Genomic DNA, 24,087 nt, shown 5'->3' with positions numbered 1-24,087 from the left:
TTTGATATGTAGTTATTTCTGATTAGCTTTTCTACGTTGAGCATCGGGACAAGGAGGGGAGGCTAAAGAGCCATCTAGCCATCCCACAGCCTGATTGAGACGTTCTAAAGCTTCTTGAGGTTGATCTTTTAATAAAAATACTAGTGCAGAAGCTAATTGTTGTTTAGCCTGTGCCTTACGATTTCCTTTCAGCCGATGCCAGTCTTGGTGAGCAATGAGATTTCTTTCTACTAAAGCCTGAGCAAGTTCTAGATCGGTTAGATCCACGGGAACTTTACTTTTGCTGCTCGATAAGGGCGTTACTTCAAACATAGGTTAATATCGTGACGATCTAAAAATTGCTTTATATTTAATTTTAACGATGTCATCCCCTAAACCTGACGATACGAAAGAAAATGATCTAGAACAAATTTTATTTGATGTAGAGCGATCGCTTAAACAATTGCAGAAGCGTTATACCCAAGTTAAGCAGGATCTAGAAAAGCGATCGCAAATAAAGGAGCGTCAGCAAGAATTAAAACAGCAACAAAAAGATAAATCTCTTCCCAATCCCTTAAAAACCGAACTACGTAGTCTACAACAAGAGTTAGATCAACTTGAGCTGAACTTAGAAAGTGTTCTTTTGCCTGATATTTTTTGGCAGGTTGTGCGCTTTGTTTTCCTAGGTATTGTAATTGGCTGGTTTCTAAATATTTGGGCAACTTGAAGCGGTCGCTCCTCACATCATATTGTAAATCAACAAACTGGGAGACAGTTTAAATGATACTGTTGGCGAAAGTAATCAGCAGGAGCTTCAAACGTAATATCAAGCAGGATGATTAGTCCAAAAACTCTATAAGACAGGAGGCAAATTCTCAACTAGGTGGGCTAACTATTCACACAAAACAAGAATACATTGCGCTTCACCATCGCCGTGAAGTTCAAAATACTCCTAAATTTTTGAAGACTTATAATCAGAGGGCAGGAATTGAAGGTACTATATCTCAAGGAGTTAGACGGTCAGCTTGGCGTCAATCTCGGGATCTTGGTTTAGCCAAAACTCACTTACAAAATAAGTCAGCCCTAGTTATACTTAGACATTCCGAGGCAATTCCCAATTCTTTCCAGGTACTGTCGGTTAGTCTAAGGGAAGGTACTTGACGGTAATCCGTTATTCAGCACCACCAGATGAAATCTTGTTGCATACCAATAAAACCAAGAATAATTTATGTCTGAGATACAAAACAAAGTCGTCATCATTACAGGAGCAAGTAGTGGTTTAGGTGAAGCTACTGCCCGTAGATTAGCCAAAAATGGAGCTAAATTGATGTTAACGGCAAGAAGAGAAGAACGTCTTCAGGAATTAGTAGCTAACATTGAGCAAGAAGGCGGTACTGCCAAATATCAGATAACAGATGTTACAGAGCGCTCGGCAGTAGAAGCCTTAGCCGAAGCTACCAAAGAAGCTTATGGACGCATTGATGTTTTAGTTAACAACGCAGGATTAATGCCCCTATCTCCCCTAGCAGCAACTAAGGTAGATGAGTGGGAAAAAATGATTGATGTCAATATCAAAGGAGTATTATATGGAATTGCGGCGGTAATGCCCCTAATGCTCCAACAAGAATCGGGTCATATAATCAACATCTCTTCTGTAGCAGGACACAAAGTATTTCCTGGAGGTGCAGTTTATTGTGCGACAAAATTTGCTGTCAAAGCAATCTCTGAGGGAATTAGACTTGAATCTGACGGAAAAATTCGTTCCACTAATATCTCTCCAGGTGCGGTAGATACTGAATTAACTAATACTATCTCTCACGACGAGACAGCAAAAAACGCAGACAAAATGTATGACGTAGCTATCAATGCCGATGCGATCGCCCGTGCCATTACCTATGTCATTGAACAGCCTGGAGATGTAGATGTCAACGAAATGATTATTCGTCCCACCAAGCAAGAACTTTAAAAACAAATTACCCTCAAACATTTGTTCAAGGCGATCAGCTTGAGGAGTGCGCGACGCGGAGCTAGTACATGCGGCTTAAGCCTTTGTTTAGGGCGGAGCGCAATCGCCCAAAGAAAAAAGTCGGCTTCAAAATACCTCAAAAGCTAAGAGCCGATAGCTGATAGCTAAAAACTGATTGACAAACAACACACCACCTTAACTTGTGACGAATGCTATGACTATAACAAAAGTCCCCCATCTCCTCAGTTCATTTGAAAAGAATGGTTTATCTTTAGACAACCGAGTTGTAATGGCTCCCTTGACTCGCTCTCGTGCGGGTAAGGAGAGAATCCCAAACGCTCTCATGAAAGAATATTATGCTCAACGGGCAGGTGCGGGTTTGATTATTACCGAGGGTACTACCATTTCTAAACAGGCAAATGGTTGGCTACATTCTCCTGGAATTTATACAGCAGAGCAAACTGAAGCTTGGAAACCAATTGTCGATGCGGTACACGCTAAAAATACGCCGATTTTTTTACAGCTTTGGCATACAGGTAGGGCATCTCACAGTAGCTTTCAAGAAAATAACCAGCTTCCTGTTGCTCCTTCAGCAATTAAATTAGAAGGTTCAGAAGCTCATACACCTGATGGAAAAAAGCCTCATGAAACCCCTAGAGCTTTAGAGACAGAAGAAATATCGCAAGTAATCGAAGATTATCGCACCTCAGCAGCTAATGCCAAAGAAGCTGGTTTTGATGGCGTAGAAATACATGGTGCTAATGGCTATCTTATTGATGAGTTTTTACAATCCAAGACCAATCATCGTACAGATAAATATGGTGGAAGTCTGGAAAATCGCTATCGGTTTTTAAAGGAAATTGTCGAATCTATTCTCACTGTCTGGGATGCAAATTGTATCGGAGTCAGACTTTCCCCTAATGGCAGTTTCAACGATATGGGGTCATCTGACTTCCGAGAAACCTTTACCTACGTAGCGCAGCAGTTAAATCAGTACGGACTAGGTTACTTACATATGATTGACGGTTTAGAATTTGGTTTTCATGAACTAGGAGAACCAATGACCCTAGCAGAAATCAAAAAAGTCTATGATGGTACTTTGATGGGTAACTGTGGTTACGATCGCACTGACGCTGAAAAAGCGATCGCTTCCGGTGATGCGGACTTAATTGCCTTTGGTAGACCATACATTAGTAATCCCGATCTAGTAGCTCGTTTTGTGAATAATTGGGAGCTAAATCCCGATGCAGATCAATCTGTTTGGTATTCTTTTGATGCGGAAGGATATACCAATTTTCCTACTTATCAAGAGTCTAAGATATCTGCATGAACCACATTTATTAGCTTTAGCTCATCCCACGTCATTTATGCGTGGGATTTCACTTTTCCTATACACTACAAGGCAATCTGTTGGATAGGAAGCTCACGCTTATCGCAAGCGGAAGCAATGGGTAGTTCACTTTCTTTTAAAGGTCATGACGGAAAGCGCTGGCACATTAATCTCTAAAGCATGGGGCCAGGGAGATGAGTTCCACTGTTTGGTTTCCAAGCTGGGATTGACCATTCCACTACCGCCATACTTGCGATCATCCGTATTAATTAGTTCCTGATAAGACCCTGGTTCTTTGACTCCTAACCAATAATTTTGATAAACATTGGGCTTGAAATTACAAACTACAAGCAGAACATCATCGGAATATTTATCCTTACGCAGATAAGTGATCATACCCCGAGCCATATCATTACAATCAATCCACTCAAATCCTTCATTGCTAAAGTCATCACTATAAAGCGCTGGTTCAGAATGGTAGATTTGATGCCAATCTTTGACTAGCTGATGCAGTTGTTGATGGGGTTCGGATTCGAGCAACCACCAGTCTAAGTCAGCATTGACATTCCATTCTCGCGTCTGACCAAACTCCATACCCATAAAGAGGGTTTTCTTACCAGGATGAGTAAACATATAGCTAAAAAGCGCACGCAAATTAGCCATTTTCTGTGGATCATCCCCGGACATTTTTTGCCACAGATGTCCCTTCCCATGAACTACCTCATCGTGGGAAAGTGCAAGCATAAATTTTTCACTAAAAGCATACCAAATACTAAAAGTCAGCTTGTTATGAACGTTGGAACGGTCTTGGGGGTGAACTTGAAAATAGCTTAAGGTATCGTTCATCCAGCCCATATTCCACTTAAAATTAAATCCTAAACCGCCTACATCTATGGGATGAGATACCTTTTCCCAGGTGGTAGATTCTTCAGCTATGGAAAGAACACCAGGGTGATCTTGAAAAATTGCTTCATTGAGTTGGCGGAGAAACTCTACTGCTTCTAAGTTTTCTCGACCACCGTAGGTATTAGTTACCCATTCTTGTCGTTCATAGTCCAGATAGAGCATGGAAGCTACGGCATCAACTCGAATTCCATCAATATGATATTTTTTCAACCAGAATAAGGCACTGGCGATGAGAAAATTACGGACTTCATGGCGTTCATAATTGAAGACCAAAGTTCCCCAACCTTTATGTTCTCCTTTGCGCCAATCGGCATATTCATAAAGATGAGTTCCATCAAATGAAGCCAAACCATGGGCATCTTTGGGGAAATGCCCAGGTACCCAATCGATCAGCACCCCGATCCCCTCTTGATGACAGCGATCAATAAAGTACATAAAATCTTGAGGAGTACCATAACGAGAAGTGGGCGCATAGTAACCAACTACTTGATAACCCCAAGAACCATCAAAGGGATGCTCAGTAATAGGTAACAATTCGATGTGAGTGTAGCCAATGTCTTTAACATAAGGGATGAGTTTGTCAGCCAATTCTCGATATGTTAGAAAGCGCGCACCAGGCTTGTGATGCACTGATACAGCTTGACCGCTTTCAAGCGGGTTTTCCATACTAGAATGCAGCCAAGAACCAAGATGGACTTCATAGATGGAAATTGGGCTTTCATGAGGATCGGTTTGGGAGCGTTTGGCTAGCCAAGATTCGTCCTGCCAGGAGTAGGACAAATCTGTCACAATCGAAGCTGTAGCTGGACGCAACTCCTGTTGATAGCCATAGGGATCGGTTTTCAAACAGTAATTACCCTGAGCATTTTTGAGCGCATATTTATACTTTTCCCCTGATTGCAGACCAGGAACGAATACCTCCCAAATCCCCATCTGCTTAAGCTCCATGGGACACCGACCAGTATCCCAGTTATTGAAATCTCCCACTACCCCAACTTCCTGAGCATGAGGCGCCCAAACAGCAAAATAAACCCCCGATCGCCCTTCTTTTTCAGTTAGGTGCGCACCGAGTTTTTCGTAGATGCTATAGTGTTTTCCTTCCCCAAACAAATGAAAATCGAAATCGGTTAACCAATTCGTTTGTTGAACTGCTGTCATTTTATAAAAATTTATTATGGTTGATACTTTGCCAGAATTCTGACCAAACAATCGACAACGAGGAGAGCGAGATTAATATAGCGGTTCTCATAGTTATGAGGTACACTCTAAAATCCTGATTTTGGCTAATGGCTAATGGCTAATGGCTAATGGCTAATGGCAATTGTCCATTGTTAATTTAAGATGTACCCACAAGTCTGAGAATTGTGATAATTAATTATCAATTATCAATTTTTGAATCCGCTTTCTACAAACAGTTCGCCTAAGTCTTTACTCATCAATTGATCTTGACGCAATATAGCTAGACAACGCTTGGCAAAATCATCATCTTTTTTAATCTTTTCCATCAAGAATTTTTTTACAGACTTGGGAGTTATATCTCTAGAAGCATATAAATCTTTAATTTCCTCAAAAGACCTAGTTAGAAAAATATTTTGCTCCTGAACTTCATCCTCGTAAACCACTTCTTTACTCATCCATTCCCAGTCAACTCGCTGAATCCAGAGTTTTTCCCCTGAATAAATCGAATTGATATTTAGGGTCAGATCTTCAGTTACATGCCAATAAGTTTCGGAATCATCGTAAATGTCTCCATGAAAGCTATTGGGTAAAGTGACATGATTTCCTGAAAAATTCCGAATATTGACGTTGGCATTGGCTGTCGTCCGATAAGCTAATTTCAACCGTAAATAAAGTCCTTCTTGTTCATATTTATTTTTTTGAGGCAGGAGATTAAAGAAGCTGATCGCTGCGCCAGCTTCATAAATTTCAAGCAAGCCCTTCTCTCGATCGCGATAACAATTATCACCATAAATAGCAGCATCCACAGCCCAAGCCGTTCCACTTTGACCTAAAACATCATTTTCTTGCGCGAAATAGGGACGAGGCATTACTGTTTTGGGCACACGATCAAAAAATTCTCTTTGTAATTTCATCGGCAACCTGATTGAATTAGTAGACTTAATAGCGACTTTTTACATTTCTTAATACGTATAGTAACCTAATTTAATTTTTGAGAAGATATGTGTCAAGCAATCTAGATATAAAACTTTCTTATTTTTAATGGCGTTTATTCCCTAGAAGCCAAAAATTATTTGATCTTTTCCGACTTAAATACAGGTAAAAACAACTTTTCAATCCATTCAAAGACAAACTGGCGCGATCGCGATGAGTCTAATAATGTTATGCAGTGGTGTACAAAAAACGATAGCCTACATCATACTGTTTCTGCTGGCGTAAATGCCCATACTTATGGTCCCATACTCCTATCTCTAAATCCTGATATAAGCTCGATAATCCTTGCTCTAATTCATCATCAGTCAGTTTTGAAAAGGTTGAAATTCCATTACGAATACTTTCCTCCAGATAAAGCTCTGGTCGTGACCAACCAACCGCAGCGAATGAGTCTGATAAATCATTTGGTAACGGAAAAGGAATTATATTTACGACTGCATTAATAATTAATTCAATTTTCGAGGTCAACGTTGCAATTGGTAAAAATGTAGACTGTACATCTGTAATAAACGAAGGAAAGTATTGGGTCAACCAAAAACTAGAAATCATTTTTGGGTCGTAAGTAAACATAACCACTGGTCCGCCACCTGTCACTCTGTGGATTTCTTGCAAGACTTTTTGATAATTATGAAAATGATGGAAAGCCAACATAATAATCGCTACATCAGCTTTTTGAGCGGGCAAGGGTAGTTTTTCTCCACAAGCATTGATCCATTGAATGCTAGGATGGGAGGCCGCCTGACTTCTCATCGTTGCTGATGGCTCAACAGCAAGAATACGATACCCATTTTCTGCTAGAGCAAAGGCATATGAACCAGTACCAGCCCCGATATCTACAATTGTAGATGCATGATACGGTGCCAGAATCTCTAGGAGTTTAGCAGCGATACGTGGATCGCTTCTTCTCGTTTGAGCGTAGGTTTTCCCAATCGCGTCATAAAGTGTCATTTCATCTCCTCCATTAGTTGCCACAAAACTACAATTTGTCGCACACTCAACATTCTATAAATAACCCAACGATGAGATCCTACTCAAACAGTTTTACTAGGTTGATTGTCATCATACTGGTGAACAAAATAGGAAGTAAGACGCACTGAATCTTAATTTTTAGCCAATTGAGCAATAGCGATCGCAGCTTGACCAAAAGATATTCCTCCATCATTGGACAATACTTGGATATGGGTTAATTATCTTTCCCCAAAGAATCAATCGCCAGCCAACTAGCAAAATCAGTAGCAAAAGTACCTTGAAAAATTGAGGATCGGATTTGTTGGGTAAAACGAATTAATTCAGTAACATTGTGGAGGGATAACATAATATAGCCCAGCATTTCTTGCGATCGCACCATGTGATTAAGATAGGCTCGACTGAAGTTTTGACAAGCGTAACAAGGACAAGTTTCATCTAGAGGTTGATAGTCTCTTTTATACTGAGCATTTTTGATATTAATTCTTTGACCTTGTACCAAAGCTGTACCATGACGACCAAAGCGAGTGGGAATAACACAGTCGAATAAATCTATACCGGCGGCGATCGCCTGTGTCATTTCTCGATAGGTTCCGACACCCATTAGATAACGAGGTTTATGGGCAGGTAATAAAGGAGCAGTGTGCTTGACCGTGGCATTAATTAATTCTGGGGCTTCCCCCACGCTTACGCCACCGATAGCATACCCAGGTAAGTCTAATTCTGTTAGCTGTTCAACTGCTTTTGTCCGCAAGTCGAGGTGTATTCCCCCCTGAACGATACCGAACAAAGCCTGTCGATTAGTATCTTGATGGGCTGTCAGACATCTTTTGAGCCAACGATAACTTCTATCTGTAGCTGCTGCCACTTGTTCTTTAGTCGCATCAGCAGGGGGACATTCATCAAAAGCCATAATTACATCTGCCCCCAAAGCATTTTGAATCTTAATAGAACGCTCGGGAGTGAGTTCGATTATGCTGCCGTCACGAGGAGATTTAAAAGTAACTCCCGTATCAGTAATCTGACGAAGTTCACTAAGACTAAAAACTTGAAATCCACCAGAATCAGTAAGTATAGGCTGATTCCAAGCCATAAATTTATGTAATCCCCCAGCCTCTTTGACAATGTCTTCCCCTGGCTGTAGATGGAGATGATAAGTATTGGCCAGAATCATTTGAGCCTTAGCTGCCTCAAGCTGTTGCGGAATGATTCCTTTGACAGTTGCTAGAGTACCGACAGGCATAAATCTGGGAGTCTCGACGATGCCATGAGGGGTATGAAAAACTCCTGCTCTAGCATTAGTATGATTACAGACTGCTTGACATTCAAATGAAAATCCCACTATTGATTAATTAGTCCTAAGTTAAAAATCTTCATCATCAAGCTGTACATCTAAACGAGCAGACAAAACCTCTGTAACCATTGCTTCTATAGTTTCAGCATCAATATTTCTTGATATAGTTTGAGGCTGAGCAATTCGAGAGACAGGAATGAGTCGTAGCTGAAGATTATCTTGAATCAGGTCAAAGCAAGCCTGATTGTCCGTGGATTTACTTAGCTGCAAATAATCAAAACTGTGAATATTTATATAGAGCTTCCTATTGGCGACTAAAGTAGCTTGACAAGAGTCACTAAAAATTTCTTGAATTAATCCTTGACCTTCGCTGCTTACTTGACTATCTATAGTATAAACGTAGTAAACCTGACATAAATCAGCTAATAAGCGTTTAATATCATCTTGGTTAATCACAATTCCCTTATCTACAATACAGGGGGCTGGTAAAGACTTCATACCGTGATGTTTACTCATAAGAAGTACATTTTCTCGAATTATCTAGCTCAATATTTTTGGGTTGTTAGCAATATGGCGTAAAAATAAAGTAGCTTATGAAACAATATTAGCCCAAGATTTCCCTAGTATTTAATGAAATTTTAATTACGTATTTATACATGACCAAAATATCTGTCAATCGTCTTGGATTGTGGATTAGTAATTTAATTGCCTCTTTTGGGTATAGTGTGATTTTTTATACAATACTCCCTTTGTCTCTTAAGTGGACTAGCAATTGGTCGCGGATTGCTCGCTGGTGTCCAATAGTAGGAATATTAATCGGATTATTATTGGCTTTATTAAACTTACTGCTGCAATTTTGTCGGTTGCCAATCATGACCCGCAGTGCCTTAATTGTGGCGTTGTGGATTGGGATAACTGGAGGATTGCATTTAGATGGAGCGATGGATACAGCCGATGGTTTATCAGTAACTGATAAAGAGCGTCAACTAGCAGTAATGAAAGACAGCGCAACTGGAGCGTTTGGAGCGATCGCCGCTGTAATTATTTTGTTATTAAAAACAGTAACTATTAGCGAAATGTCACTTCCTCTGTGGTTAGTTTTGCTTTCCGCAGCCGGTTGGGCTAGATGGGGACAAGTCATGGCGATCGCATTTTATCCCTATCTTAGAGAAACAGGTAAAGGCTCATTTCATAAAGAAAATCTGCGTCTACCCCAAGATATATTGCTAGGTCTGTCTGGTTTACTGGGGTGTGGCGGTTTTTGGTTGACTTCAGGATATCTTGATTGGTGGCAAGTTGGAATAATAGTTTTGGGTAATAGTGTGATCGCTTTGGGGACTGGATATTGGTTTTATAGACAATTAGGAGGACATACAGGAGATACTTATGGAGCAGTAGTCGAATGGAGTGAAGCTTTAATCTTATGTTGGTTAACGGTATTTTAGATGAATATTTTTTTAGAAACTTCAAGATTGATTTTGCGTCAGCTTTGTCAGGATGACGAAGATAATTTGGTCACTTTAGATAGTGATTCTGAAGTGATGCGGTTTATTAATGGGGGAATTCCCAGTAGCCGTGAAGCGATCGCCGAAAATTTTTTACCTTATGCAATGGGTTACTACGACAAAGATGAAAACCTGGGTTTTTGGGCAATAATCGAAAAATCAAGTAATGAGTTCATCGGTTGGATATTTTTGCGTCCCGAATCAGATTTTAAATTACTTCAACAACTGAATCTTGCAGAATCTGATGCCGTGGAATTAGGTTATCGTCTGCGTAAACAAAGTTGGGGAAAAGGTTACGCCACAGAATTAGCAAAAGCGTTAGTTAACAGAAGTTTTACCGAATCGAATATCAATAAGATAGTCGCTTGGGCTTTAAGCGAGAATAAAGCATCTATCAGGGTAATGGAAAAAACAGGTTTAGAACTAAAACAGAAATATGTTGTGACTGCCAATATGCTAACTGACAAAAGCTTACTGGAAAATATTTTAGTTAGAAATTTACTTGATCGCCAAATTGTTAAGTATCAACTAATACTAAATCCGATTGGTAAAGTGTATTTATGATCAGACTTCCTCTTAGGACTTGAGCTGAGAACCTATTATTTTGGTACGTTGTTGAATATTGCTATTGCACCTCACTTTTAAAAAATGAATATTTCTGACATAGTGGTTTTTCTCCAACAAAAAACTTGTTTAGGTAATTTATCAGCGGAAATTTTATCAGAGATCGCCTCTTTAGTCTCGGAGCAAACAGTTGCTGCCAATGAGGTCATGATTACTGAAAATACCGAACCTGATGGCTTATATATTATTCAAACAGGAACCTTAGCCAGTGATAGTCAATTGGAATCTCGTCAGAGTAGTTTGTTGTCGGGAACCGTACTTAATCTATATGCTTTGCTCTTAGAACAGCCGACACAATATACGATCAAAACTATTAGTGAAACTAAAGTTTGGTTTATTAATAGTTCTCAGTTTCAAAATATAGTTGAACAATATCCTGAAATCACTCAAGCTTTTTCTCAACAGTTAGCAGCAGAAATAAAAGAATTATCATCACAATTACAATTTGAACAAGAACGTCAAGAAATCTTAAGACCTTATCTAGTTAGTAAAGCCAAACGTGGGGTTATTGGCAAAAGTCGTTATTCAACTAGACTGCGATCGCAAATCAAACAAGCTTCAGAAACCAGAGAATCAGTGTTACTTTTTGGTGAGCCTGGGTTGGAAAAAGATAATTTAGCAGCTTTGATTCATTTTGGTTCAGCCTATCGTCGGCAACCAATTATTAAAGTCGATTGTGGCAAATTACAAACTAGTGGAGCAGAATTATTTGGTCGTAGCGGTGGTAAACCAGGATTTATCGCTAGCCTTGGGGAAGGTACCTTAATTTTAAATAATATTCAACAGTTGCCATCTGAATTATTACCAGCGATCGCAACTTTAATTGAAACTAAGCAATATACCCCTGTAACGCGCCCTGGGGGTGAAGTTGCTGAACCACAAACTTCTCAGGCAAGAATAATTCTTATTTCTGAGCAAACTGTTCCCCAAATTGATGCAGTGGTAGATAACTTGATTAAAGTACCTCCTTTAAGGGTTCGTAAAGCAGATCTAGAAGAACAGGTAAATTACTATTTAAATCTAATTGGTCGTAATAAATGTCTCAATAAAACGAGGATAACTTCCGAAGCAGTAAGAAAATTACAAGCTTATGATTTTCCCAATAATCTGAGCGAACTGGAAAATATTATTGAACGAGCCATAACTCAACTGCAAGGTTGTGATGACATTACCGAAGAAATTGTTTGGCAGTCTCAAAGCAAAAAGAAACAATATCGTTTAAATCTACTTAATAAATACCCCAAGTTACGCTATTTTCTACGCAGTGATTGGTTTCCAGACCGGATTAATTATGGCTTTACTTTCGGCTTTTTTGCTTTTATTGTTTTAGTTCTCTTTATTGCTCCTCAAAATCGTCAAGAAAACTTTGCTCTTAATCTGTTTTGGGCGTGGTGGTGGCCTCTAATATTAATTGGATTTCCCTTTGTCGGAAGACTTTGGTGTGCGGTATGTCCCTTTATGATTTATGGCGAAATCACTCAAAAACTCTCCCTAATTTTATTTCCCCGAAAGCTAAAAAGATGGCCCAGAAGTGCCGCAGAACTCTGGGGAGGCTGGTTTTTATTTGGTTTATTTGCTCTAATCTTGCTTTGGGAAGAACTCTGGGATTTAGAAAACACCGCCTATCTTTCGGCGTGTTTATTGTTACTAATTACCGCAGGGGCAATGATCTTTTCCGCCATCTTTGAACGTCGCTTTTGGTGTCGTTATCTATGTCCGATTGGGGGGATGAATGGCTTATTTGCCAAGCTGTCGATGACGGAATTAAGGGCGCAACAGGGGACTTGCTCAGCAGAATGTACTACCTATCAATGTTACAAAGGTGGCGCAGCCAAGGGAGAAGGGCAAGAAACAAACGGTTGCCCCTTATATTCTCATCCCGCACAATTAACTGATAATCGAGATTGTGTATTGTGCATGACTTGTCTCAAAGCCTGTCCTCATCGCTCGGTAGAATTTAATTTACGTCCTCCGGGGATCGAATTATGGACAACTCACACTCCCCGCAGTTACGAAGTAGCTTTATTATTCCTACTATTGAATGTAGTTTTTCTGCACCATTTACCCGAAATATCCACTCGTCTTGGTTTAGATTTTCACTTAGAGCAATTTAGCAATCATGCTTTAGTTTCTATTGTAGTTTTGAGTTTACCCTTGGTTTTGCCTCTGCTAGCTCAAAGCATTATTCAACTTATCGGAAAATTAAACCCTAAATACAAACCCCGCCAATTTATTGAATTAGCCTATGGATATTTACCTCTAGTATTGGCAGGGAACTTAGCTCATTATCTCCAGCTAGGGTTAGGGGAAGGAGGCAAAATACTTCCTGTTACCATGGCAACCTTTGGTTTAGATGGCACAAGTCTACCGGTATTGGTTGCCCACCCCGCGGTAATTGCTTTTTTGCAGGGATGTTCCCTAATTTTTGGCGTACTATTATCTATCCTCTTAACTCAAAAGATAGCTCGTCAGCAATTTAAATTTCTCTTACCCCAACATATGGCTATCATTGCTTTGGCTATAGGAATGTGGGAAATTATTGTTGGATTCTAATCTAGAGAAGCAAAGGCTAATAAATAATTTAATCAAAAATTATGTTCATCATTTAAGTTTCATTGCCAACAATTAAGGAAAATGTGAATATGCAGCTTTTGTTGGTTGGATACACTCTAATGGTCTTCAACATGCGATAGACCGAGCAATAGATTTTTTTTCGTGATTAAGTTGTTACTTTCTTTGTTGTAGTCTCAGTTCGTAGAACTCAAAAAGAGATATGAACATTAAGCAAATTGAAAACGAAAATGGTAACGAAAAGAGAGTTGCTTTGATCACAGGTTCAACATCTGGGATTGGATTGGCGATCGCCGAGCGACTGGCAGCAGATGGCTTTACGATCGCTTTTCATTCCAAATCATCAATAGTAGTTGGCAGGACGCTAGCACAGTCTCATCCTGATGCATCTTATACCCAAGCCGATCTTGCCGATCAGAAGCAAGCCCGTCGTTTGGTTGCGGATGTATTATCTCACCACGGTCGTTTGGACGTATTGGTAAATAATGCTGGCATTAGTGCTGTAATTCCCCATTCTGCTCTGAAAGAGGCTTCCGCTGAGATCTGGCGAAATTTATACGAAGTTAATGTAATTGCACCTTGGACACTAATTTCCGAGGCGGAAAACGCTTTGCGTCAGTCATCTTGTCAGGAATATTCTAGTTGCATTATCAATATTACTTCTCATGCCGGAGTTCGTCCCAAGGGAGCCTCAATTCCTTATTCAGTTACTAAGGCATCTCTTAACCATATAACTAAGCTGCTGGCTGTAAGTCTAGCACCATCTATTCGCGTTAATGCGATCGCTCCTGGTCTTGTAGATACTCCTATGAGTGAGAACTGGACAGAAGCACAAAAACTTTGGCAAGAGCGATCGCCTATGGGTCGGGGAGCGCAACCATACGAAATCGCTCAGATAGCATCTATGCTGATTGCTAATAGCTATGTGACAGGTGAGATTGTAATTGCTGATGGCGGACTAAATCTTACTTAATAAGATTAGTGCATTCACTTTCAATCTAATCGATACCATGCATGAAAACGCGCCCAAGACTATAAACTAGATCTAAAAGTCAGCACATCTTTAATAATTTCAAACTACTGTGACATCTTCGACTAATAAAATAAAACCAGATTGGGCTGGAGAGGATCTACTGTCTCGCTTCGTTAACCTGTTGATTCAAATCAAACCAATATATGGCATTATGCAAAGTCAGGCGCGGCAAGTATTAATTAAAACTGCCGAAAAAAACGGAATTCCCTGGCGCAAGAATTATCAAGAACTAGAACAATCTGGAGCAAAAAGCTTATTAGCTACTCTGACAAATCCCGACCTAGTTTATCCCGAATACTATCAAGTGCCTTTTCATGCTTATGATCGGGGAAATCTCTGTTGGCAAGCCGCTTTTGAAGCAGCTTCAGCAACTTACTCGATGGGCTTACGGGTCTGGAAAAACGAAAATCTTAGTTGGCAGGAAGCACAACAAAGGCTACGTCATAGTTGCTATCAGATATTGGAACAATATACCCCTACAAGAGTTACCGATATCCTTGATTTAGGTTGCTCGGTGGGAGTTTCTACTTTGGCTTTACACCGTTATTTTTCCCAGAAACAAGATAGTGCTATTAATGCGATCGGTTTAGACTTATCTCCCTATATGTTGGCAGTAGCCCAAACAACTGATACCCAACAGGAAATTTCTCAATGGCTTCATGGCTTAGGAGAATCGACAGGGTTAGCGGATAACTCACTAGATTTAGTAACTCTGCAATTTGTCATTCATGAGTTGCCACGTCAAGCAACAAAACAAATCTTTCGGGAGGTATTCCGTATTCTTAAGCCTGGAGGAGTAATCGGTATTGTCGATAATAATCCCGCTTCTCCCGTAATTCAGGGTTTACCGCCTGTATTGTTTACTTTAATGAAAAGTACCGAACCATGGAGCGATGATTATTATACTTTTGATGTAGAAGCTGCGATCCAAGAAGCAGGTTTTGATTATCAAACAACTGTCGCCAGCGATCCCCGCCATCGAACCATTATCGGGATTAAACCTAATTAACTTGAGTTCGGAGTACTCGCTACGCGTAGACGCTAGCAGAGCAGCTTCTCGTAAGAATTAAGCTAGCCTAAAAGCAAGGCTGACGACAACGCAACGAAGTTCGTAATTAGGAGTTCAAGTTTTAAGACATGGCTAAAAACTTGAACCTGGTTGAGTTAAAAATTCTTGTTCTGCTGGAGTTGATTCTCTCCCTAATATTTTGTTGCGATGAGGAAATCGTCCAAAGCGAGTAACAATTTTTTGGTGTTTAATGGCGAATTTGAGATTATCCTCCTTTTCCAAATTAGCGAACAGTTCCACACATTTAGTCTGGTTTTCTGGATTTTCACTGTGCATCAAAGGCATATAGAGAAATACTTTTTTTTCCGTGGATAGCTCTTGTTCATATTTTTTTTCTAAAGCATATTGAGTTAACTCAACTGCTTGCCGATCTGTTGCAAAAGCTTGAGGACTACTGCGAAACATATTACGGGGAAATTGATCTAATAAAATAATCAAAGCCAAAATACTTTCGGGATTGCTACGCCAATCATCTAATTTTCCTGCTTTAGCTAGTTGATAGGTATCAAAAAAACGCTGTTTTATTTCTCGATCAAATTCAGTATCTTTCTTGAACCACAAGGGTTTTACTTTCTCGGAAAACCAAAAACTCAAGATATCATCAGGATTACTAGATTTATTCATCACTTTGTACCTATAAGCAATTCATGACAAATTTTTTGGTTATTAATCTGTTGCCTAAAGTTTATTTTCCACTGGCAAATATGACTTTGTCTACTGAAACAATAGCTATAAATTGAGTGATTACTTACTCTGATTAGAGTGATTAAAAATATCTATCTAAATTTTGTTTTGCTTGCTACATCAGTATTAAAAATTAGGGGTTATTAATAAAATATTGAACCGATAAAATACAAATGTATTGATACTTTTAAGGTAATACTTAGTTTACAATAGTTAACTAAAGTTAGTATTAGTATATAATTGCTGGCAAATTAATTTTCCATCCTAGAAGTTCTCGATATTCAAGCAAATTTATTTTTATTAAGAACGCCATTTATCATACTTAGCTCCTAATTATTAAACTATGAACAGCACTCAAACTAAGCAGACATCAGTTCCTCACATAGTTATCGTCGGTGGTGGTTTTGGCGGACTTTATGCAGCTAAATCTCTTAAAGATGCTCCAGTGAAAGTTACTTTGATAGATAAACGTAACTTTCACTTATTTCAACCTCTGCTCTATCAAGTAGCCACTGGCACATTGTCCCCTGCCGATATCGCTTCTCCTTTGCGGGTGGTTTTAAGTAAACACAAAAATACAAAGGTGTTGTTGGATAAGGTAATAGACATCGATCCTGAAGCAAAGAAAGTTTTCCTAGAAGATAGAGATGCATTAGACTACGATGCTTTAATTGTGGCAACGGGGGTAAGTCATCACTATTTTGGTAACGAACATTGGCAAGATGATGCCCCTGGTTTGAAAACTGTGGAAGATGCCTTAGAAATGCGTCGTCGGATCTTTATGGCATTTGAGGCAGCAGAAAAGGAACCCGATCCCGAAAAGCGCCAAGCTCTTCTCAATTTTGTCGTTGTAGGGGGTGGTCCTACTGGAGTAGAACTAGCAGGTGCGATCGCAGAAATTTGTCATCAATCAGTTAAGGATGATTTCCGTGATATCGATACTACTCAGGCTAAAGTCTTATTATTTGAGGGAATGGAGCGAATTTTGCCTCCCTATCCCGAAGAATCATCGGCACAAGCACAAAAAGCATTAGAAAAGCTTGGTGTAGAGGTACAAACTAAGACTTTAGTAACTAATATCGCCGATAATTCTGTTACTTTTCGTCAAGGTGAAGAAACTAAAACCATTAATGCTCACACTATTCTTTGGGCTGCGGGGGTAAAAGCTTCCTTTATGGGTAAGGTCTTAGCCGATCGCACTGGAGCTGAATTAGATCGAGCCGGTAGAGTCATGGTAGAACCAGACCTAAGTCTCAAAAATTACTCTGATATTTTTGTCATTGGAGATTTAGCTAACTTTGCTCATCAGGGCGATCGCCCCCTACCTGGTGTTGCCCCTGTAGCCATGAAAGAAGGGGAATACGTAGCTAAGTTAATTATGCAACGAGCCGAAGGAAAAACTATGGCGCCATTTGCATATCAAGATTTTGGCAGCATGGCAGTAATTGGACAAAATAAAGCCGTAGCCAACCTTAACATTGGCAGATTTTCTGGTTTTATCGCCTGGATAATTTGGGTTTTTGCTCACATCTACTATCTAATTGAATTTGATAACAAACTGATAGTGATGATTCAGTGGGCTTGGAATTATATTACTTTGGGCAGAGGAGCGCGCCTGATTACGGAAAAATCTTCTTTACAGTTAGAAATAGAACCGCCCGAGCGGTCAGATAAAACTGCAACTAAACCTCAAGAACCAGTATCTGTTTAGCTCTTAGGGATACTTGTGAATATAGTCATTCGGCGTTGCTGATTTGAAGTATACTACAAGGGCACAATGTGAAACCGAAAAGTAATCTGCTATTAGCATTTTGATTGATTTGCTCAAGAAGCGAAAATCATAAAATCACACTTCGATTCAGCAACGCCAGTCATTCTAATTAATTTCCTTATGATTAATTGGTTTTAAGTCACAAAGCCTAAGTGCTTTATAACTTGCCCTAAATTTAAAGTGTTGTCTATAAACAGGACTTATACCAATTTGCATTCTAAAACGTAATTCTCAGATGGGGAAAGTAAGTCATGGATTTAAGCTGTTCAGGAACGGAATTGAAAAAGTTGAGACCTTCACAGAGGGTATCGATGACTTTCTCCAGGGAATCAAATACTTCGTTGTAGAAATAGTTTTCGCGAATAGCTTCCCAAAGGTGTTCAACAGGGTTGAGTCAGAAAGTTTTTTTCCTTAGTTAAGGACCTTCGGCGATCGCATTTTATAAGCATCCTAGATAAGTTAAAGCAGGTTTGTTCCCACGATCTCGCAGAAATGGCACATCTAGTTTGATCATCTCCAATTTCGGTAGAGCTTCTCAGCATAAAACATAATCTCTTCATCAGGCAATTTGATTTTAGGTGGTTGTCTCGGATATAGATTCTCTACCGCAACGATATCCTGCCTAACTAGCTCGGCTACTGAGCGCAACAGAAACTTCTTCAACACAGCGAGCAATATAGGATTCGACTGAGCATATACTAAGGTAAAGGTTTTGGTTCGATTTTCGGTTTCTGGATAGATAACAAGAACCTGCAAAACTTTACCGACGGGAAATTCCCCTATTAAGGTAACTAACGAGGGAAAAGAATATTCAAACCGATTTAAGTAAATCTGGGGGAAGATTCCCAAAAGCGGATTGATTAATAGCTCTTGAGATGAATTTCTTTGTCTAATAATTTTTTGGTCTAGCTTGATTTTGTAATCATTTGCTTCATAATTGTGAATCTCAATGGCTTGAATCTTAAATAACTCGCGATGAGTTCCTTTAAAGTGATTGTAGTCATAACTAATTAAAAGGTTACTCAAAAAATCTCCCCAAACGCTTTGGTGTCCAGTCATTCCCACAAAACGAAATCCCTGAGATCTTCTCTCAATCACGTCAGGAATGGGTAATCTAGACTCACATCCACCATAAGTCCAAACACAATCCCCCACCAAGTTGAGTTCTAAAGAATGAGCTAGAGCTTCAGCAGAAGGCTTCCTATCTCGGTAAAGTCTTCCTTCTCCGTCGAATTCTAGTGCATGAAAGGGACAAGTTATCGTATTGCGCTCTGCACACACCCAACCTTCTGAGAGAGGTGCTTGCATATGGGGACAAGTGTTATCAAGGGCAAAAACTTCTCCTTTTGAGTTCTTCCATAAGACGTAGTCTCGCCCATTTAGCGTAATTTTGTGGGGTCGATTCACGCTCAACATTGACTTGTGAGCAATTAACCAAGGAGCTCCGGGTAAAACAGGATGCATGTTTCTTTTATAGCCGTACAAAGTTGTGTTAGGACAAGTTTATTTGATTGCTCGTAAGTAATAAGTAAAGCGGCAGAGCCGCAGCTATAAGCTGTAAGCTGTAAGCTTATAGCCAATTAGAAGAGGCTTTAACCTCTCCTAATTGTAGACCACCAAACTTCGTTTGCTGGGGGCATTAAACCCGATAGCTATAAGCCCTTCGGGTACTCTTCGAGAAGGCTCCGCCAACGACAGTTTCTTCTTGATGAAGTTGTTCATGGGGGAAACCCCCGCCCTTATGCGAAGCGGTATCCTTTAGGGCGACAGTTCCTTCAAGCGGGACAAAGGCCAGGCGTATGGCCGCATCGTACCCCCTAAAGGGTTCAGCAGTGGCTTCAAGCGGGGGAACCCCGCCAACGCCCTGCTTCACCGCCAACGAACTGTCTCACTGTTAGCCGTTTACCAAGCGTAAACTTTAGAGCTTAAAGCTTAAGGCTTAGAGCTTAAAGCTTTTTAAGGTAATAAGTAATGAGTAATACTTGATTGATAGACAACAAGCAAAAAAATCAAACAATTATTTTTTTCGCTAAGCTTTCAAGTCTTTTCCCTAGGTGATTCCAAGATTGCTGTAACTAAGGAACTCGCGACTATTGGTGCAGTGACGGCACGGAGGATACGATTTCCTAGAGAAACAGGTTGATAACCAAAAGCGATCGCCGCTGCAACTTCTGTTTCTGTCCACCCCCCTTCGCATCCTGTGGCAATGACTATTTCTTGATGTTCTTTGGTCTTTAAGCAATTCCAGAGAGTCGGAATATTTCCTCGTGCGACGCAGATATATTTATCTTGAGTAGATTTTGAATTACCAATAGCCAAGGTAAACTTTTGTGGCTCAGAAATTATCGGTACAATCTGTCTTTCCGACTGTTCGGCTGCTTCGGTAGCAATCTTCCGCCAGCGTTGAACTTTATTAGAACTAGGTTTGATGATTGTGCGATCGCTAATTACAGGAACAAAATTACTAACTCCTAGCTCCGTACAACAGCGCACTATTTGCTCATAACCACTTCCCTTAGGTAAAGCGGTAATCAGGGTAAGAACTACAGGCAATTCTGTCCCTACATCTACTGATTCAATAATCTGTGCTGACTGCTCAACAATTTCAGCCATCCAGGAATTACCAACACCATCCATCGCGATAAAGCGATCGCCATTAACCAACCGCAATACCCGCAATAAATAGTGCCGTTGTTGAGCATCCAGAATAATCTGCTGCTTCTGTATTTGTTCTGGTGCAATAACTAAACGGTAAGTCAATTGATTATATTAATTGTCCATTATTTAGAAACCCAAATAGACATCGAGCCACCTTTACAGCTAAACTCTCCCCATCCATATTCATTGGTAGTCACTTGATCGGGTATATGTTCAGTGATGTCGTAGAAAGTAGTATTGGGTTTACCTACTTCCATCCATTTACTGCCTCCCCAGCCATTACTGAGAACTACAGCGATCGCCTGAGGATGTTCCGCATCTCCTAATCTAGTCCAGCCAATGAGATTGGCGTCATCAAAATAATCGTACTGCTCGCCATAAGCATAATTTTTGCGAACATAAAGTAATTTATCTATGATCCAATGATGATCATTGAGCCAAATTTCATATTCTTGACCATCTCTGCCTTTATCTTTATATTGTGCGCCAAAATAATCTCCGTAAAAGATACAAGGATAGCCTGCTCGTCTCAATAAAATCAAGGCATAAGCTAAAGGTTTGAACCAAGGCTCTACAGGAGATTCTAGAGCTTGCAACGGTTGAGAATCATGGTTCTCGACAAAAGTTACTGCTAAGCTAGGCTGCTGCTGTACTAAAGTATTGTCAAAGATTTGCCTTAAATCATAGTGTTCGCCACTTTTGCTAGCACGATGAAAGTTATAGTGCAGTGGCACATCAAACAAAGACATTCTACCTTCAGTATTCGTAATATAACGGTGTAAGGCCTCGATATCATCTGACCAATATTCACCCACAGCAAACATATTCCGATCAGTAGTAGGGAGTTCTCGCACATAATCTAACCAGCCATTAAAAAAGAGAAAGCTAATATGCTTAACAGCATCAATGCGAATACCATCTATTCCCGTAGTCTCGAAATACCATTTAGCCCAATCCCTTAACTCATCACGAACTTCTTGGCTGCGCATGTCAAGGTCACAAGCCATTAAAAAGTCATAATTACCGTGTCTAGGGTCAACATCAGTTTCAAAGTTTTTATCATGAATACGGTATATGTTATGGTCATTCCAGTCGTAGGCATTGTGATTAATAGAATCAAAATGCTTCGCATTCCATTTAAAGCTAGAATACTTATCTCCACGACCAGGAAAAGTGTATTTGGTGTAAACTTCTATTTCTCGATAGCCGCCAAGTTCATGATTGCGATTATCCCAGGCTACAGGTACAGCTTGAACCTTTTCCATTTCATCTCCACCATTACGATGATTTAAAACCACATCAGCATAAACTTGTAGTCCAGCTTTCTGTGTTGCTTTGATTGCTTGTAAATATTCTTGCTTAGTACCGTATTTCGTTCGAGTTGAACCTTTTTGTTCAAACTCTCCTAAATCAAATAAGTCATACACACCATAACCAACATCATAGCCTCCGCCACTGCCTTTATAGGCTGGAGGTAGCCACAACGCAGTTATACCTACTTTAGCTAGGTCTTTGGCTATAGTAGTTACTTCTGTCCACAAAGTTCCATCAGGAGGAATATACCAATGGAAATATTGCATCATCACACCGTTTACCTGAGACATAGCCATCGCAACTCCTATTACTCTTTTGCTGTAAGAATGCTATCAATCCCATAGCCAAGAAACAGTAAAACTATAGATTAATTTGCTTGGTTGTTGTTTGTAAAATTCTATATTCTTTTAGATCAAAGATTTTCTTCTCTTTCACAAAAACGTTATCTAAGATAAATATGACTTTGAGTTAGGAATAAGAATATGCACCCTATTATTGGCATATCTACGAACAAAGTATGATAAAAGAATCATACTAATATTTCTTAAATCATGGCTGCTAAGATAACTATAAGTTTAGATGAGAGTCTAATTGAGTTTATTGATCAGAGAACTAACAACCGTAGCAAGTTTATTAGTGAATTACTCTCACAGTTAAAACAAAAAGAATTTGAGGCTGAGTTAGAAAAAGCTTATATAGATCAGGAAAATGACCCTGAATTTCAGCAAGAAATTGCCGCTTGGGATTGTGTAGTAGGAGATGGGTTAAATGCCTAGCGGACAATTAACCTATCGACGCGGAGACATCTATTGGGTTGAATTAGACCCAACTAGGGGAACAGAAGCGAAGAAAACTAGAGCTTGCCTAATCATGCAAAACGACTTTGGTAACAAACAGAGTTCTTTGACAATTGTTGTTCCCTTTCTTGCACCCAAAAACTACCCATTTGTGGTCAATGTTCTACCTAGCAATTTAAATGGCTTAGATCAAGAAAGAGGATTACATTTAAGCCAAATTAGAGCAGTGGATGTCTCTCGAATCAAAACAAAAGTAGGTGAAATTGAAAAGACTTATTGGAAAGACATAAAAAAGGCAGTTGATATTCAATTAGGATTTAACCTAAGCTAGTCAAATCTTTAAGTTAAGCTATCTTGAGCTCAGGGGTGCTTGAGTCTTAAACTTGACCATAGCTCAGTTTACAACAAAGTGCACAAAAAGGTAGCATCCTCTGCAGCGTGTAGTTATGGCGACTAACGGTGTGCAGACATCCAGACACTTGCAAAATCCACAAGCTCTCTTTGCGACATCAATCGTGTCTCAGCATTGCCAACCTTACCAAAGCGCACCTTGTTCTGCGCCTCAAAAGCCATCCCTACTTCATTAAAATCATCCGAAATAGGTTCTAGGATATGGTAGGAAACCCAATGCCGCTGCCCGTCTTTCATAATTGCACTACTTTCAGTGATGTAACTTTTGTTGTCATAGGAAGCACGATCTTCGGCAAGGTGCAGTGATGTACTCTTATCATGCCCTACTCCTAAAAGAAACACTTGACCGTCAAGCTCATACAGTTTTGAAAGAGGTGACTGTTCTCCCGTAGGTGACTCTAAAAGATGGTCAGCAATGATTGCCTCTGCATTGGCACCTACAGCAGCAAAGGAACGGGCGGGATGTTGGCTGCGTTTTGCCTTGGGATGTGTGCGAATCAGTTCGGCAAGTGCGCCCATATTGAGAGAGGGTGTTACATCTCTGTTGTACGCAGGATAGTTTTCTCGAATGACATCCCACCATGCCTTTGGGACACCATGAACACCTGTACAAGGGTCAAGATTTTTCCAAGATTGAGTAGGGACAACGAGCGTACCGCTGTCACCAATAACGTCAAGTAGGGCATACAGTAACGCCTCCACGCCACCCACTACATAGCCAATACTTTTGAGCGAGCAGTGAATGATAAGGTTCGCTCCCTCTGTGATTCCACAAGAGGTTAAGTCATCTTTTAATGATCGCTGTGTAAATGGCAATGGTTGCTTTGGATAATCCATTCTAAGTATTAATTTTCGCGCAAATAAGCATGAGAGCTATAACTATTTATTATGCGGAAGCTTTCTGGATATCCACCCTTTGTAGCATGTTATAAAATTTCGGTATATTCGTCGTTTATATCAATAAAATTTCTGGATATCATGCCAAATAAGTATAATATCAAGAATTTTTCAGGATATCATTCCGTGGGAAACCCGCC

At 39.9% G+C, this 24,087-nt stretch carries 22 protein-coding genes and 1 pseudogene; 12 read left to right on the top strand and 11 right to left on the bottom strand.

Annotated elements, in window-relative coordinates:
• Window positions 1–12: 12 nt before the first annotated feature.
• Window positions 13–312 carry a DUF6439 family protein gene (locus tag PLEUR7319_RS0116580; protein ID WP_019506343.1) on the bottom strand — a complete coding sequence of 100 codons (300 nt, stop codon included), beginning with the start codon at window positions 310–312 and terminating at the stop codon, window positions 13–15.
• A gap of 49 nt (window positions 313–361) precedes the next feature.
• Between PLEUR7319_RS0116580 and PLEUR7319_RS0116575 the strand changes: the two genes are divergently transcribed.
• The 4 genes and pseudogenes from PLEUR7319_RS0116575 (at window position 362) to PLEUR7319_RS0116565 (ending at window position 3,275) form a co-directional block, all read left to right on the top strand.
• Window positions 362–706 (top strand): hypothetical protein, encoded by a 345-nt coding sequence (locus tag PLEUR7319_RS0116575; RefSeq protein ID WP_019506342.1) that lies wholly within the window; start codon window positions 362–364, stop codon window positions 704–706.
• A gap of 128 nt (window positions 707–834) precedes the next feature.
• Window positions 835–993, top strand: a pseudogene (locus PLEUR7319_RS43535) (hypothetical protein); the annotation flags it as partial.
• A gap of 214 nt (window positions 994–1,207) precedes the next feature.
• On the top strand, window positions 1,208–1,945 hold the full coding sequence (locus PLEUR7319_RS0116570; protein WP_019506341.1) for an SDR family oxidoreductase: 738 nt from the start codon (window positions 1,208–1,210) through the stop codon (window positions 1,943–1,945).
• 214 nt (window positions 1,946–2,159) lie between these two features.
• Window positions 2,160–3,275 carry an alkene reductase gene (locus PLEUR7319_RS0116565; RefSeq protein WP_019506340.1) on the top strand — a complete coding sequence of 372 codons (1,116 nt, stop codon included), beginning with the start codon at window positions 2,160–2,162 and terminating at the stop codon, window positions 3,273–3,275.
• Between the two features lie 126 nt (window positions 3,276–3,401).
• Here the strand turns inward: PLEUR7319_RS0116565 and glgB are convergent, their stop codons facing one another.
• The 5 genes from glgB to PLEUR7319_RS0116540 form a co-directional block, all read right to left on the bottom strand.
• Window positions 3,402–5,339 (bottom strand): 1,4-alpha-glucan branching protein GlgB, encoded by a 1,938-nt coding sequence (gene glgB, locus PLEUR7319_RS0116560; RefSeq protein WP_019506339.1) that lies wholly within the window; start codon window positions 5,337–5,339, stop codon window positions 3,402–3,404.
• A gap of 227 nt (window positions 5,340–5,566) precedes the next feature.
• The gene (locus PLEUR7319_RS0116555; protein ID WP_019506338.1) at window positions 5,567–6,274 is read right to left on the bottom strand and encodes a hypothetical protein; all 708 of its coding nucleotides are present in this window, start codon (window positions 6,272–6,274) and stop codon (window positions 5,567–5,569) included.
• Window positions 6,275–6,521: 247 nt separating this feature from the next.
• Entirely contained in the window at window positions 6,522–7,325 is an 804-nt protein-coding gene (locus tag PLEUR7319_RS0116550) for a class I SAM-dependent methyltransferase (RefSeq protein WP_019506337.1), read from the bottom strand.
• A 211-nt stretch (window positions 7,326–7,536) separates the two neighbouring features.
• On the bottom strand, window positions 7,537–8,661 hold the full coding sequence (gene tgt / locus PLEUR7319_RS0116545) for a tRNA guanosine(34) transglycosylase Tgt (protein WP_019506336.1): 1,125 nt from the start codon (window positions 8,659–8,661) through the stop codon (window positions 7,537–7,539).
• 21 nt (window positions 8,662–8,682) lie between these two features.
• Window positions 8,683–9,129, bottom strand: a complete 447-nt coding sequence (locus PLEUR7319_RS0116540) for a hypothetical protein (RefSeq protein WP_026102576.1) — start codon at window positions 9,127–9,129, stop codon at window positions 8,683–8,685.
• A gap of 140 nt (window positions 9,130–9,269) precedes the next feature.
• Here PLEUR7319_RS0116540 and cobS point away from each other — a divergent pair, with 140 nt between their 5' ends.
• The 5 genes from cobS to PLEUR7319_RS0116515 all read left to right on the top strand — a co-directional run bounded on the left by cobS (window position 9,270) and on the right by PLEUR7319_RS0116515 (window position 15,355).
• Window positions 9,270–10,058, top strand: a complete 789-nt coding sequence (gene cobS / locus PLEUR7319_RS0116535) for an adenosylcobinamide-GDP ribazoletransferase (RefSeq protein WP_019506334.1) — start codon at window positions 9,270–9,272, stop codon at window positions 10,056–10,058.
• Complete coding sequence (locus PLEUR7319_RS0116530) at window positions 10,059–10,682, top strand: GNAT family N-acetyltransferase (protein ID WP_019506333.1); 624 nt, start codon at window positions 10,059–10,061, stop codon at window positions 10,680–10,682.
• A gap of 84 nt (window positions 10,683–10,766) precedes the next feature.
• Complete coding sequence (locus tag PLEUR7319_RS0116525; RefSeq protein ID WP_026102574.1) at window positions 10,767–13,295, top strand: sigma 54-interacting transcriptional regulator; 2,529 nt, start codon at window positions 10,767–10,769, stop codon at window positions 13,293–13,295.
• A 220-nt stretch (window positions 13,296–13,515) separates the two neighbouring features.
• Window positions 13,516–14,286 carry an SDR family NAD(P)-dependent oxidoreductase gene (locus PLEUR7319_RS0116520; RefSeq protein ID WP_019506331.1) on the top strand — a complete coding sequence of 257 codons (771 nt, stop codon included), beginning with the start codon at window positions 13,516–13,518 and terminating at the stop codon, window positions 14,284–14,286.
• 109 nt (window positions 14,287–14,395) lie between these two features.
• Window positions 14,396–15,355, top strand: a complete 960-nt coding sequence (locus tag PLEUR7319_RS0116515) for a class I SAM-dependent methyltransferase (RefSeq protein ID WP_019506330.1) — start codon at window positions 14,396–14,398, stop codon at window positions 15,353–15,355.
• Window positions 15,356–15,487: 132 nt separating this feature from the next.
• On the opposite strand, the gene PLEUR7319_RS0116510 is transcribed toward PLEUR7319_RS0116515, so the two are convergent.
• Window positions 15,488–16,039, bottom strand: a complete 552-nt coding sequence (locus tag PLEUR7319_RS0116510) for a DUF924 family protein (protein ID WP_019506329.1) — start codon at window positions 16,037–16,039, stop codon at window positions 15,488–15,490.
• Between the two features lie 403 nt (window positions 16,040–16,442).
• Here PLEUR7319_RS0116510 and PLEUR7319_RS0116505 point away from each other — a divergent pair, with 403 nt between their 5' ends.
• A complete protein-coding gene (locus tag PLEUR7319_RS0116505) occupies window positions 16,443–17,810 on the top strand; it encodes an NAD(P)/FAD-dependent oxidoreductase (RefSeq protein ID WP_019506328.1) in 1,368 nt (455 codons plus the stop codon).
• 570 nt (window positions 17,811–18,380) lie between these two features.
• Here PLEUR7319_RS0116505 and PLEUR7319_RS0116495 read toward each other — a convergent pair.
• The 3 genes from PLEUR7319_RS0116495 to PLEUR7319_RS0116480 all read right to left on the bottom strand — a co-directional run bounded on the left by PLEUR7319_RS0116495 (window position 18,381) and on the right by PLEUR7319_RS0116480 (window position 22,132).
• Entirely contained in the window at window positions 18,381–19,334 is a 954-nt protein-coding gene (locus PLEUR7319_RS0116495; protein WP_019506326.1) for a Rieske (2Fe-2S) protein, read from the bottom strand.
• Window positions 19,335–19,907: 573 nt separating this feature from the next.
• On the bottom strand, window positions 19,908–20,630 hold the full coding sequence (locus PLEUR7319_RS0116485) for a 16S rRNA (uracil(1498)-N(3))-methyltransferase (protein ID WP_019506324.1): 723 nt from the start codon (window positions 20,628–20,630) through the stop codon (window positions 19,908–19,910).
• 20 nt (window positions 20,631–20,650) lie between these two features.
• Window positions 20,651–22,132 carry an alpha-amylase gene (locus PLEUR7319_RS0116480; protein ID WP_026102572.1) on the bottom strand — a complete coding sequence of 494 codons (1,482 nt, stop codon included), beginning with the start codon at window positions 22,130–22,132 and terminating at the stop codon, window positions 20,651–20,653.
• A gap of 261 nt (window positions 22,133–22,393) precedes the next feature.
• Between PLEUR7319_RS0116480 and PLEUR7319_RS0116475 the strand changes: the two genes are divergently transcribed.
• Both PLEUR7319_RS0116475 and PLEUR7319_RS0116470 read left to right on the top strand, forming a co-directional pair.
• Window positions 22,394–22,618: a hypothetical protein gene (locus tag PLEUR7319_RS0116475; protein ID WP_019506322.1), complete on the top strand. Its 225-nt coding sequence runs from the start codon at window positions 22,394–22,396 to the stop codon at window positions 22,616–22,618.
• Complete coding sequence (locus PLEUR7319_RS0116470; protein ID WP_019506321.1) at window positions 22,611–22,970, top strand: type II toxin-antitoxin system PemK/MazF family toxin; 360 nt, start codon at window positions 22,611–22,613, stop codon at window positions 22,968–22,970. The genes PLEUR7319_RS0116475 and PLEUR7319_RS0116470 overlap by 8 nt, the downstream gene beginning before the upstream one ends.
• Before the next feature lie 122 nt (window positions 22,971–23,092).
• Here the strand turns inward: PLEUR7319_RS0116470 and PLEUR7319_RS0116465 are convergent, their stop codons facing one another.
• Window positions 23,093–23,887, bottom strand: coding sequence for an aminoglycoside N(3)-acetyltransferase (locus PLEUR7319_RS0116465; protein WP_019506320.1), 795 nt, complete (start codon window positions 23,885–23,887; stop codon window positions 23,093–23,095).
• Window positions 23,888–24,087: the final 200 nt, after the last annotated feature.

It is taken from the genome of Pleurocapsa sp. PCC 7319, from assembly GCF_000332195.1.
GTDB lineage: Bacteria > Cyanobacteriota > Cyanobacteriia > Cyanobacteriales > Xenococcaceae > Waterburya.
The sequence above is the reverse complement of the archived record's forward strand: the minus strand, read 5'-3'. Positions and strand labels throughout refer to the sequence as shown.